The 12,031-nt window shown below is 74.2% G+C and carries 12 protein-coding genes; 3 read left to right on the top strand and 9 right to left on the bottom strand.

Features of this window, described 5'->3' with window-relative positions; translation table 11 throughout:
• Window positions 1–25: 25 nt before the first annotated feature.
• Window positions 26–1,516 (top strand): MFS transporter, encoded by a 1,491-nt coding sequence (locus ACFZA0_RS14365; RefSeq protein WP_391015545.1) that lies wholly within the window; start codon window positions 26–28, stop codon window positions 1,514–1,516.
• Between the two features lie 125 nt (window positions 1,517–1,641).
• Window positions 1,642–2,625: an aldo/keto reductase gene (locus ACFZA0_RS14360; RefSeq protein WP_391015542.1), complete on the top strand. Its 984-nt coding sequence runs from the start codon at window positions 1,642–1,644 to the stop codon at window positions 2,623–2,625.
• Between the two features lie 99 nt (window positions 2,626–2,724).
• Here the strand turns inward: ACFZA0_RS14360 and ACFZA0_RS14355 are convergent, their stop codons facing one another.
• Window positions 2,725–3,078, bottom strand: a complete 354-nt coding sequence (locus tag ACFZA0_RS14355) for a hypothetical protein (protein ID WP_391015539.1) — start codon at window positions 3,076–3,078, stop codon at window positions 2,725–2,727.
• A gap of 231 nt (window positions 3,079–3,309) precedes the next feature.
• Window positions 3,310–3,738, bottom strand: a complete 429-nt coding sequence (locus tag ACFZA0_RS14350) for a hypothetical protein (protein ID WP_391015536.1) — start codon at window positions 3,736–3,738, stop codon at window positions 3,310–3,312.
• A gap of 151 nt (window positions 3,739–3,889) precedes the next feature.
• Between ACFZA0_RS14350 and ACFZA0_RS14345 the strand changes: the two genes are divergently transcribed.
• On the top strand, window positions 3,890–4,411 hold the full coding sequence (locus ACFZA0_RS14345; protein ID WP_391015534.1) for a DUF6328 family protein: 522 nt from the start codon (window positions 3,890–3,892) through the stop codon (window positions 4,409–4,411).
• A gap of 9 nt (window positions 4,412–4,420) precedes the next feature.
• On the opposite strand, the gene ACFZA0_RS14340 is transcribed toward ACFZA0_RS14345, so the two are convergent.
• The 7 genes from ACFZA0_RS14340 to ACFZA0_RS14310 all read right to left on the bottom strand — a co-directional run bounded on the left by ACFZA0_RS14340 (window position 4,421) and on the right by ACFZA0_RS14310 (window position 12,011).
• Complete coding sequence (locus ACFZA0_RS14340) at window positions 4,421–4,846, bottom strand: SsgA family sporulation/cell division regulator (protein WP_391015532.1); 426 nt, start codon at window positions 4,844–4,846, stop codon at window positions 4,421–4,423.
• A 231-nt stretch (window positions 4,847–5,077) separates the two neighbouring features.
• Window positions 5,078–6,334: a serine hydrolase gene (locus tag ACFZA0_RS14335; RefSeq protein ID WP_391016526.1), complete on the bottom strand. Its 1,257-nt coding sequence runs from the start codon at window positions 6,332–6,334 to the stop codon at window positions 5,078–5,080.
• A gap of 275 nt (window positions 6,335–6,609) precedes the next feature.
• Window positions 6,610–6,960 carry a UBP-type zinc finger domain-containing protein gene (locus ACFZA0_RS14330; protein WP_391015529.1) on the bottom strand — a complete coding sequence of 117 codons (351 nt, stop codon included), beginning with the start codon at window positions 6,958–6,960 and terminating at the stop codon, window positions 6,610–6,612.
• Window positions 6,957–8,414 (bottom strand): ATP-binding protein, encoded by a 1,458-nt coding sequence (locus ACFZA0_RS14325; RefSeq protein WP_391015526.1) that lies wholly within the window; start codon window positions 8,412–8,414, stop codon window positions 6,957–6,959. The genes ACFZA0_RS14330 and ACFZA0_RS14325 overlap by 4 nt, the downstream gene beginning before the upstream one ends.
• Window positions 8,411–10,087: an FAD-dependent oxidoreductase gene (locus tag ACFZA0_RS14320; protein ID WP_391015524.1), complete on the bottom strand. Its 1,677-nt coding sequence runs from the start codon at window positions 10,085–10,087 to the stop codon at window positions 8,411–8,413. Before ACFZA0_RS14320 ends, ACFZA0_RS14325 begins: the two co-directional genes overlap by 4 nt.
• Window positions 10,088–10,274: 187 nt before the next feature.
• Window positions 10,275–10,628, bottom strand: coding sequence for a VOC family protein (locus ACFZA0_RS14315; RefSeq protein WP_391015521.1), 354 nt, complete (start codon window positions 10,626–10,628; stop codon window positions 10,275–10,277).
• A 498-nt stretch (window positions 10,629–11,126) separates the two neighbouring features.
• Window positions 11,127–12,011, bottom strand: a complete 885-nt coding sequence (locus tag ACFZA0_RS14310) for an alpha/beta fold hydrolase (protein WP_391015519.1) — start codon at window positions 12,009–12,011, stop codon at window positions 11,127–11,129.
• Between the last annotated feature and the right edge of the window lie 20 nt (window positions 12,012–12,031).

Below are 12,031 nucleotides of genomic sequence, written 5' to 3'. Positions count from 1 at the left end.
CGCCCTGCGCCGGAGTGCCGAAACAGTGGAACAGCCCGCAGCGATATCCCTCCCGCCCGGAACCACTGCCGGGCGGACCCCGCTGCGCGACCGGCTCACCATCCCGGTGCTCGCGTTCGGCGGCATCCTCATGGCCGTCATGCAGACGGTCGTCGTACCCCTGCTGCCCGACCTGCCGCGGCTGACCGGCGCCTCCGCGGGCGCGGTGTCCTGGATGGTCACCGCGACCCTGCTCTCCGGCGCCGTGCTCACCCCCGTCCTCGGCCGGGCCGGGGACATGTACGGCAAGCGCCGCGTCCTCATGGCGGCCCTCGGCCTGATGACGGCCGGGTCGGTGGTCTGCGCCCTGTCCTCCGACATCGGTGTGCTGATCACGGCCCGCGCGCTCCAGGGCGCCGCGTCCGCCGTGGTCCCGCTGTCCATCAGCATCCTGCGCGACGAGCTGCCCCCGGAACGGCGGGGCGGCGCCGTCGCCCTGATGAGCTCCACCGTCGGCATCGGTGCCGCGCTCGGGCTGCCGCTGGCCGCGCTGATCGTGCAGTACGCCGACTGGCACACCATGTTCTGGGTGACGTCCGGGCTGGGCCTGCTCGGCGTGGGCGCGGTCGCCTGGGCGGTGCGCGAGTCCCCGGTGCGCGAACCGGGCCGCTTCGACGTGCCCGGTGCGCTCGGCCTCGCGGCCGGCCTGGTCTGCCTGCTGCTCGGGGTGTCCCAGGGCGGCACCTGGGGCTGGGCGAGCGGCCGGATCCTGGGCCTGTTCGCCGCGGCCGTGACCGCCCTCGCCCTGTGGTGGTGGCACCAACTCCGCGTCGCCCGGCCGCTGGTGGACCTGCGCCTGGTGTCCCGGCCGCGCGTGGGCCTGTCCCACGTCGCGGCCCTGCTCACCGGGTTCGCGTTCTACGCCAACTCCCTGGTGACCGCGCAGCTCGTGCAGGCGCCCCGCTCCACCGGCTACGGCCTCGGGCTGTCCATCGTGCAGACCGGCCTGTGCCTGCTGCCGAGCGGGGTGATCATGCTGCTGCTGTCGCCCGTCTCGGCCCGCATCTCGGCGGCGCGCGGTCCCCGCGTCACCCTCGCGGTCGGCGCCGGGGTCATCGCGCTCGGCTACGTCGTACGCATCGCCGACAGCCGTGACCTGTGGATGGTCATCGTCGGGGCGTCGGTCGTCGGGGTGGGCACCACGCTCGCCTACTCGGCGCTGCCCACCCTGATCCTGCGGGCGGTCCCGGCCGGGCAGACCGCCTCCGCCAACGGCGTCAACGTCCTCATGCGCACCATCGGCCAGGCCGCGTGCAGCGCCGTCGTGGCCGCCGTCCTGGTCCACCACACCAGCGTGGTCGGCGGGATCGCGCTGCCCGCCCTGCACGGCTACCTGCTCGCGTTCGGGATCGCCGGCGTCGTCGCCCTCGTCGCGTGCACGGCGGCGCTGTGCATCCCCGCCGACCCCGCCCCGGAGGCTCCGGCCCGCGCCGCCTCCGCGGGCGCCTCCCTCGACGGGGCGATGGAGCAGGCCTGAGCCGCTCGCCGGGCGCGCGTCCCCGGGGTGCCGCGGCCGTTCACGCAGGCGGGACGGGGCGGGGCGCGACCGGCGGACCGACTCCCGCCGCCCGCCCCGCCCGCGCGGATGACAGACTGGGCGGCATGGAAGAGCGTGTGATCAGCAGGTCCGGACAGCAGGCATCCGTCGTCGGTCTCGGGACCTGGCAGCTCGGTGCCGACTGGGGAGACGTCGACGACAAGGAGGCACTCGCCGTCCTGGAGGCGGCCGCCGAGTCGGGGGTGACCTTCTTCGATACGGCCGACGTGTACGGCGACGGGCGCAGCGAGCAGACCGTCGCCTCGTTCCTGCGCGGCAGGCCCGACCTCCACGTGATGGTCGCGACGAAGATGGGCCGCCGCGCCGACCAGCTCCCCGAGAACTACGTACTCGACAACTTCCGCGCCTGGAACGACCGTTCGCGCCGCAACCTCGGCGTGGACGTCATCGACCTGGTGCAGCTGCACTGCCCGCCGACGCCCGTCTACTCCTCCGACGTCGTGTTCGACGCGCTGGACACCCTCGTCGCGGAGGAGCGGATCGCGGCGTACGGCGTCAGCGTGGAGACCTGCGACGAGGCGCTCACGGCGATCGCCCGGCCGAACGTGGCGAGCGTGCAGATCATCCTCAACCCGTTCCGCATGAAGCCCCTGCTCCAGGTGCTCCCGGCGGCGCGCGAGGCGGGCGTCGGCATCGTCGCGCGGGTGCCGCTCGCCTCCGGGCTGCTCTCGGGCAAGTACACGAAGGACACGGTGTTCGCCGCGAACGACCACCGCACCTTCAACCGGCACGGCGAGTCCTTCGACCAGGGCGAGACGTTCGCCGGCGTCGACTTCGAGACCGGGGTGGAGGCCGCCGCCGAGTTCGCCGCCCTGGCGCCCGAGGGGTACACCCCGGCCCAGCTCGCGCTGCGCTGGATCGTCCAGCAGCCCGGCGTGACCACCGTGATCCCCGGCGCCCGCTCCCCGGAGCAGGCCCGCGCCAACGCCGAGGCCGCCCGGCTCCCGGAGCTGTCGGAGGCGACGCTCGCGGCCGTCCGCGACCTCTACGAGCGCCGGATCAAGGACCAGGTCGAGGGCCGCTGGTAGACGCGGCGCCGCAGGTCCACGGGCCGCGAAGACAGGACGGTGCCCCGGACCCCGCGTGGGGGTCCGGGGCACCGTCCTGTCGTCGCGGCCGCCGGTGGCTCAGGGCTCCAGGAGCAGCTGCCGTTCCTGTTCCTGGTCGCCGGAGGCGGTGCCCTGGTCCTTGGCGGTGAAGGCCTGCGCGAGCGCCTCGTGCGCCTTCTGCACGGCACCGGGGGTGCCCTGGACGGTGACGGTGAGGGCGGTGGAGAGCCGGCCGGCGGAGTCGCTGGGCGCGCCCGGGGCCTCCGCGGTGCCGGGTTCGCCGCCGAAGGTCGCGGTGTGGACCGTGGCCCCGTCGTCGCCGCCGGGCTGCTCCTGGGCGGCTCCGAAGGCGGGCTCCAGGGTCTTGACGACGGCCTGTGCGTCGGCGGCGCTGCCGCCGCTGAGCGTGACGGTGAGCGAAGGTGCGGACATGGTCGGGGCCTCCTCGGTACGTGGACGTCGTGAGCGGTTCGGGCGGTCGGCACCGCCGGGCACGTCCTGCCTCCGGGTAACCGTCCTGTGATCGTCCAAACAGTCGTGATCCTCCGGCCGGTCCCGGTTCGCCCCGGTTGTTCCCGGGCCGGGCGGTGCCGGGGAAGGCGGAAACCCGTGGGCGGCACCCTCGCGAGGGTGCCGCCCACGGGTTCCGGTCGCTGCCGACGGTCAGATGCGGCCGCCGGTCAGCCGGGTCACGGGGCCGTGGCCGCGGCGTTCGGTGCGGCGTCCCGCCACGAAGGACACGGCGGTCAGCGCGGTCAGCCCCGCGCCCACCCCCGCGGCGACCGCCTTGCGGTCGGCGAGGGACGTCCACGCCGTCCGGGCGCTCGCGGCGACCCGGCCGGACGCCGTGACGACCGCCCTGCGGCCCGCCTCGACACCCTTGACGGCACGGTGCGCCGCGCCGCTGGTCGCGTCGGCGGCGCGCGCCGCGCCGGACTTGGCCGCCGTGGCCGCCTCGTCGGTGAGGCCGGCCGCGGACGTGGCGGCACGGGTCACCGGGGCCGTGGCCCGTTCGGCGGTCTCCCGGGCCTTGATCGTGGCCGCGCCGTTGGCGGCGGCCTGCTCGTTCGTTTCCTGGTTCGCTCCGGTCATGGCCTTCGGTTAGCCCTCCGCGGCGAGGTCAAACCCGTTGCGTCATGCACCGGATGCGCCGGGTTTGCCACCCCGCGGTGACGGTGAAGCGTGACGGCACCGGACGCGCGGATGTCCGGGGGAACGAGAACAGGTGAACGGGGAGGCGACGGTGACGAACACCGTGACGGCAGGGGCGGGGGCCGACGAGGAACGCGACGCGGTGGAGGACGGCCGCGACGAGACGGAGGCGGAGCAGGCCGACCGCAAGTGGGTGGAGCTGCTCCAGGAGATACGGGTCGCCCAGACGGGCGTGCAGATCCTGTTCGGCTTCCTGCTCACCGTCGTCTTCCAGCCCAAGTACGGGCGGCTGGAGGACGTGGACCGGGCGATCCACATCGTGACCGTGGTCCTGGGCGCCCTGGCGACGGGAGCACTGATCGGGCCGGTGTCGCTGCACCGCATCGTCGCCGGACGCCGCGTCAAGCACAAGGCGGTCGTGTGGGCGTCCCGGATGACCTTCGTCGGGCTCGTGCTGCTGCTCGTCACCATGGCCGCCGCGCTGCTGCTGGTCCTGCGGGTCGCGACGCACAACGCCTACGTGCCGTACCTGGTCTCCGGCGTGGTGCTCTGGTACCTGGTGTGCTGGTTCCTGCTGCCCCTGTGGGTCCGCCACCGGCACACCACGACGTGACGGCGGCGCTCAGCCGCCCGCGATGACGGCGGCGAGGAAGTCGTCGACGCGGACCTTCTCGCGGCCGGGCGCGACGACGTCGTGGGTGACGCGCAGGAACGCGGCGACGGCGGGTGCCCACGCGTAGACCACGGCGGTCTGGCGGCCCCCGTCGGGGTGCGCGGTGCCGAGGAACTCCAGGCGCACCTCCTCCCACATCGCGGTCGGCTCGGGCCGGATGCGCACGTCGCCGATCCCGACCGGGCGGCGCAGGCCCTCGCCGAGCATCTCCCGGTCGAGCCGCCAGCGCGCCAGCACCCGGCCGTCGTGGCTGAACACCGCCGTGACCGCGAACGGATCGTCCGCGTGGTAGCTCAGGTGCGCGAGGACGGAACAGCGGTCCGTGCCGGCCGCCTGGAGCTGCATGACGATCGTCTTGTGCACGAAGGAGTTCACTAGGGCCTCCGGGGGGCCTCCGGGGAAACGTCGTAGAGCCTCCTAGTACCCCCAACCGCCGCGGGATGCCCGGCCCGCCGGGTGAATCCGCCCTCTTCGGCGTGAACCGTCCGGTGTCCGCCCGGCGCGTGCGCGCCCGAAGAGGCGCGCGCGTGCGCCGTACCCGCCGGGGACACGCCCCCGGCGCGCCCCGGCCGCGGGCCGTCGGCCGCCCGCGCCACCGGGTCGGCGCTACCGGGTCAGCGGTGTCTGCGGTGCGACGTCCTCGAAGCGCTCCACCGGGGCCGCCCCGCGGGTGCGGGGCGCCCGCTTCCCGCAGAAGGCGGCGTCCAGGGTGCGGGCCAGCGCGGTGAGCACGGCGCTGTTGTTGGACGTGGTCGCCGCCGCCGTCAGGGTCCGCCGTCCGTCCTGCGACGTGAACGCGTAGGTGTAGTAGCCCTGTACGGCGCCCGTGTGGCCGAAGACCGCCACCCCGCACGGCAGTTCGCGCCGCCGCAGACCGAGTCCGTACGCCTGGTCCGTGCCCGCGGGTCGCCAACTGCGCATCTGCGCGAGGCTCTTGGCGGAGGTCAGCCGTCCGCCGACCACCGCCTTGAAGAAGGTGGAGAGGTCGCGGGTGGTGGAGACCATCGCACCCGCGCTCTGCGCCCACGAGACCGTCTGCCGCGTGGCGTCCACCAGGGGCGCGCCCGCGTCGTCGGGGGTGAGGTAGCCGCGGGCGTACCGGCCGGGGAGGGAGGTGCCGGGGTGGACGTAGAAGGTGTCGCGGAGCCCGAGCGGGGCGATGATCCGGCGTTCGTACGCGGCGGCGACCGGGCCGCCCGTCAGCTTCTCGATCAGCATGCCCGCGACCACGAAGTTGGTGTTGGAGTACACGTAGGCGGCGCCCGGCGCGTTGGTCCGCGGGTGCCGGAGCGAGAGGTCCACCAACTGCCGGTAGGTGAAGACCTTGGTGCGCACCGCCTCGAAACCCGGGACCGTCCTGGCGAACATGTCGTTGGTGTAGTCGTACAGGCCGCTGCGGTGGCCCAGCACGTGCCGCACGGTGATCCGGTCGTCCGGAAGCAGGCCCGGCAGGTACGTGTCGACCGGCTCGTCCAGCTTCAGCCGTCCCTCGTCGGCGAGTTGGAGCAGCACCACGGCGGAGAACGTCTTGGTGACGCTGCCCACCCGGAACCGGTCCTCGTTGGACAGCGGCCGCCGGCCGGCGCGGTCGGCGACGCCGACGGACGTCGTGCGGACGGTGCCGTCGTCGTCGAGGCGGGCCATCGCGCCGGGTGCGCCCTGGGCGCGGGCCGTGCGCAGGGCGGCGAGGAGCGCGCCGGGGTCGGACGCGGGCAGGGCGCCGGCGCTGCCCGCGGCCGTCGTACCGGCGGCGGGCCGGCCGGTGCCGGGGCGGGGGTCGGCGGCACGGGCGGGCGGCGCCGCCAGCAGGGACAGCGCGAGCACCCCCAGTGCCAGTGTCCGGCCGGCCGCTGCCGGGGTCATGACCCTGTGGGTCGTGGCCATGCGGTGGTCTCCCGTCGCGCGCGTGGCCGCCGTACGGCGCGGGTGGTCGCCGTGCGCGGGGCGGACGCCCCGGCACCCGGCCCGGGACCGGGCGCGGCGGTGGGGGCACGGTCGCGACCGGTGGGGTGGGTGGTGCGGATGCGCCGAGTATCGCCGCGAGGGCGCGGGAAAACGGGTATTTCGCGCACGGACGCCCAAAAGGGTCCGCCCGCCCCCTCACCGGAAGGGGCGGGCGGACCCGGGGAGTTCGCGTGTCAGCGCAGGGTCTCGGCCCAGTTCTCCGGCACCCGGCCGGCCGGGCCCGGGGCCGGCTGGTCCGCGGGGTGGGCGACGGGCGGGGCCAACTCCGGCCCGGACTCGTAGAGTTCGGAGGCCTTGAAGTCCCAGAACCACTCCTCGCCCGGCTCGAAGCTCCGGATCAGCGGGTGGCCGGTGCTCTCGTGGTGCGCGGTGGCGTGCTTGCCGAGGGAGTCGTCGCAGCAGCCGATGTGACCGCACTGCGCGCACCGCCGCAGATGGAACCACCAGCTCCCGGCCGCCTCGCACTCGACGCACCCGGTACCGCTGGGCGGGACCGAGGGGTCGATTCCGTTGCCGTCCGTCATGTCTGCTCCTCGGGAGTGTCGGGGTTCTCGGCGGTCAGCGGCAGCAGCACCCGGAACCGGGTGTCGCCGGGCTCGGACCGCACCTGGAGGCTGCCGTGGTGCTTGTTGACGACGATCCGCCAGGAGATGTCCAGGCCGAGGCCGGTGCCCTCGCCCACCGGCTTCGTGGTGAAGAACGGGTCGAAGATGCGGTCGCGGATCTCCGCGGGCACCCCCGGCCCGGTGTCCCGGAACTCGACCAGCAACTGGTCGTGTTCGCGGGCCGTGACCACGGTCAGCGTGCCCTCGCCGCCGGCGCCGTTGATGGCCTGGACGGCGTTGTCGATCAGGTTCGTCCACACCTGGTTCAGCTCGGCCGGGTAGGCCGGCACGGCGGGCAGCGTGCGGTCGTACTCCTTCACCACGTCGATCCGCGGACCGATCTTGCCCGCCAGCATCAGCAGGGTGCTGTCGAGGAGTTCGTGCACGTCGGCCGCGCGGTAGGGGGCGCGGTCGAGCTGCGAGTACTGCTTGGCCGCGTTCACGAGATGCGAGACCCGGGTGGTGGAGTCCTCGATCTCGTTCATCAACAGCTCTGTCTCGACGGTGTAGTTGAGCCAGCCGACGGCGTTCGGCAGCATCTCCTCGTCGACCGCGGCGGCCACCTGGTCCAGCCAGTCCACGTCGAGGCCGGCCTGCACGAAGACGGGCGCGATCTGCCAGCCCTCGGTGACGCCGTGGTCGTCGAGCCAGTCGGACAGCGTGTCCTCGCGGTCGGAGGCCTCCAGGGGGCTGAGGTTCGGCGCCTTGGCGACGCGTTCGGCCGTCCGCTCCTGGATCTCCACGAGGTTGGCGAGCGTCTCGCGGGAGAACGATCCGGAGGAGATCACCCGCAGCTTGTGCCGCATCTTGGCCACCCGCTCGCGCAGCGTCGCGGTCGCCCGCACCGCCGCCGCGGCCGGGTTGTTCAGCTCGTGGGTCAGCCCCGCCGACAACGAGCCGAGCGCCAGCAGCCGTTCACGCTGGCCGATCGCCTGCTGGGTGCTCTTCGAACCGAAGAACAGCCCCTCCAGCAGATGCACGGCCATGGGGAACCACTCGCTCATGATGGCGGCGAACGTGTCGGCCGGCAGCACGAAGAACCGCGACGGCTCCGTCACCCGCATCGAGTTGTTGTAGACCTGCCGCACCCGGTCCCCGAGGTAGGCCTGCATGGCCCCCGAGTACACGCCCGGCTGCGAGGTCCGGTTGACCTCGACGTCGTCGTTGCCGACCCGGCGCGACAGCACGACCGAGCCCTCGATCATCACGTAGAAGCAGGTGGCGTCGTCGCCCTCCGCGTAGACCTGGCCCGGCTCGAAGAGCTCCACCCGGCCCTCCGCGCACAGCCGCCCCTTCTGCTCGGCGGTCAGCTTCTCGAACAGGAACAGCCTGCCGATCTCCTCGGGGCTGCACGGCATCAGCCTGCCGCTCATGACTGCTCCAGGTACCGGTGCACCAGCATCACTGCCATCGCTCCCTCTCCCACGGCGGACGCCACCCGCTTCGCGGACTCCGCGCGCGCGTCGCCCGCCACGAAGACGCCCGGCACGTTGGTCTCCAGGTGGTACGGCGGCCGGTCCAGCTCCCAGCCGGCCGGCGGACCGCCCTCGGCGCTCAGGTCGGGCCCGGCGAGGATGAAGCCCCGCTCGTCCCGCAGCACGGTGCCGTCCAGCCAGTCGGTCAGCGGGGCGGCGCCGATGAACACGAACATCCACTGCGCGTCGACGAGTTCGGTGTGCCCGGTCGCCGTGTCGCGCAGCGTGAGCTGCTCCAGCCGCCCGTCGCCGTGCGCGGACTCGACGACCGTGCCGCAGCGCACCGAGATGTTGGACGCGTCGTTGATCTGCTGGATCAGGTAGTACGACATCGACGCCGTCAGCGACTCGCCGCGCACCAGCAGGGTCACCGACTTGGCGCCCCGGGCCAGGTACATCGCCGCCTGGCCCGCCGAGTTGGCGCCGCCGACGATGTAGACGTCGTGCCCCTGGCAGGACGCGGCCTCGGTGAGCGCCGACCCGTAGAACACCCCGCAGCCCGTCAGGTCGTCGGCGCCCGGGGCGGGCAACTGCCGGTAGGAGACGCCCGTCGCGAGGATCACGCTGTGCGCCGCGACCGCCGAACCGTCGGAGAAGCGCACCGTGCGCGCCGACCCGTTGACCTCCAGACCGGTCACCTCGCGCGCGGTGAGGATCTCCGCGCCGAACTTCCCGGCCTGCCGCCGGGCCCGGTCGGTGAGCTGCGCGCCGGACACGCCGTCCGGGAAGCCCAGGTAGTTCTCGATGCGTGAACTCTGGCCCGCCTGGCCGCCGGTGGCCGACCGCTCCACGAGCACGGTGCGCAGCCCCTCCGAGGCCCCGTACACGGCGGCGCCCAGCCCGGCCGGACCGCCGCCGATCACCACCAGGTCGTAGAAGTCGGCCGCCGGGGTGGTCGCCAGCCCCACCCGCGCCGCCAGTTCCGCCGTCTCCGGCTCGACCAGGGGCGTGCCGTCCGTGGTGATCACGACCGGGAGCCGCCTGCCGTCCTGCCCGGCGGCGTCGAGCAGGCGCTTGCCCTCCGGCTCGTCGGAGGAGTACCAGCGGTAGGGCACCTGGTTGCGGGCCAGGAACTCCCGCACCTCCGAGGAGCGCGCCGACCAGCGGTGCCCGACGACCTTGGTGCTGGGCACCGGCTTGTGGTCGCCGGAGCGCCACGACTCCAGCAGGTCGTCCAGGACCGGGTAGAGCTTCTCCTCCGGCGGGTCCCACGGCTTCAGCAGATAGTGGTCGAGGTCGACGACGTTGATCGCGTCGATCGCCGCGTTCGTGTCCGCGTACGCCGTCAGCAGCACGCGCCGCGCGGCCGGGTACACGTCCAGGGCCTGTTCCAGGAACTCGATGCCGTTCATCTGCGGCATGCGGTAGTCGGCGAGGATCACGGCCACCAGGTCGCCGCGCAGCTTCAGCTCGCGCAGCGCCTCCAGCGCCGAACCGCCCGACTCCGCGCGCACGATCCGGTACGACTCGCCGTAGCGGCGCCGCAGGTCCCGTGCGACGGCGCGGGAGACCCCCGGATCGTCGTCCACGGTCATGATGACGGTCCGGCTTGCGTCGGCGGCCTGTGCCATGCGTCTCCCACCCCGAGTGGTCGGCTGAGGGGACCGGCGCCGCACGTGGCCGCCGGTCCGACCCACCCCATCGTATGTTCGATCGCTGTGCTTTGCTTCGCGGTTCCGGCCGGGCGTCCGACGCGCGGGCCGGTCGCGGGCCTGGTCAGGGCCCTGCCTCCCGCCCGCCGGGCCCCGCCCCCGTCCGTCAGGACCGGCGCGGACCCAGTACGCAGAACTCGTTGCCCTCGGGATCGGCGAGCACCACCCAGGGCTGCTCGCCCTGCCCGACGTCGGCGCGGGCGGCGCCGAGCGCGAGCAGCCGTGCCACCTCGGCGTCCCGGTCCTCGGGCCGGAAGTCGAGGTGCAGCCGGTTCTTGACCGTCTTCGCCTCCGGCACCGGCGTGAACAGCAACCCGGGCAACCGGTCCGGCGCCGGCCGGATCTCGAACTCGTCGGCCGAGTCCGTCACCACGACCCACCCCAGCGCCTCGGCCCACCACCGTCCGAGGGCGGCGTGGTCGGTGGCGTCGATGATCACTTGTTCCCATTCCAGCGTCATGGCAGGAGCGTAGGGAGACCGGGGGAGACGGGCCCGCGGGACTCGCCCGGCGGTGCTCGGCAACCCCGAATTACCTGTTTGCGCCGCCGAGTTGGGGTCGCCTACGGTGAGGAGGCGCCCGCGAGGGCGCGCAGCGGTACGCACCTCCCGGTGCGTGGACGACGGCTCCTTCTCCCCCGTCGGGGGGACCCGGGTTCCGGTCCGGCACGGCTCCGGCCGCTGCCGTCCGGCCGCTCAGGGACCCGGCCCGCCACCGTCCGGCCGACCTCGGGAGGCACACCGCGCCGGGGCACCCGGTGCGACGGTCACGCGTTCTTCGTGGTTCGACTCCATCCGGGTCCACTCCTCGGGCCCGGAGCCCTCTCGGTGGGCAGCCGCGCGGCCGGTCCGATCTCGGGTGCCCCGCCGCCACGCCCCGCCGGCGGGGCCGCCCCGCCCGTGTCCGGCGGCACGGCCCCGTCGGCGTCGCGCGGCGGGCGGGCCCGCGCGCCCGGCCGGTCAGGACGTGGCGTCCGCCGCCCGGACGATGAGATCGGCGGTCCTGGCCGGGTGGGACACCATCACGACGTGCGAGGCGCCCTTGACCTCGACCGTGTGCGCACCGGCCCGCCGCGCCATGAACCGCTCGGCCGCCGCGGGGATGGCCTGGTCCGCGCCGGCGACGAGGTACCAGGACGGAACGGTCCGCCAGGCCGGTGCTCCGCTGGGGGCGGCCAGCGCCGCGAGGGCCACCGGGCGCTGTGCGGCCGCCATCTCGGCGGACGTGGCGCCCGGCAGGTCCGCGGCGAACACCGCGTGGAAGGCCGCGGGATCGACCGTCGCCTCGGTGCCGGAGGTGCCGTCCGCCTGCGGGAAGGAGTGCACGGCGAGATGGGCGCCCAGTTGGCTGCCGGGGAACCGGCCGGTCAGCTCCAGGCCGGACTCGCCCTGGTCGGGGGCGAAGGCGGCGACGTAGACGAGGGCCTTGACGTTGGGGTGGCCGACGGCGGCGTTGGTGATGACCTCGCCGCCGTAGGAGTGGCCGACCAGCACCACGGGTCCGGTGATGCCGTCCAGCACGGAGGAGACGTAGGCCGCGTCACCGGCCAGGTCGCGCAGCGGGTTGGCGGCGGCGACGACGGTGTAGCCCGCGCGCTGGAGGCGGCGGGTGACGCCGCTCCAGCTCGACGCGTCGGCGAACGCGCCGTGCACCAGCACCACGGTCGGCCTCGGTCCCTGGGAGGCGCGGTGCGCGGCGGCCGTCGCGGCCGGGGCGGCGTTCGCGTCGGCGGCGGACGCGGCGGCCGGGACGAACAGCACGACCGCCGCGAGGACGGCCGGTGCCGCCCAGCGTCTGCGACCGGCGCGCGGCGCGGTGTCGCGGGTGGATCCGGGAGGTGTCATGGCGAGAACCCTTCTTCGGG

Source organism: Streptomyces sp. NPDC008150 (assembly GCF_042956945.1).
Taxonomy (GTDB): domain Bacteria; phylum Actinomycetota; class Actinomycetes; order Streptomycetales; family Streptomycetaceae; genus Streptomyces.
The sequence above is the reverse complement of the archived record's forward strand: the minus strand, read 5'-3'. Positions and strand labels throughout refer to the sequence as shown.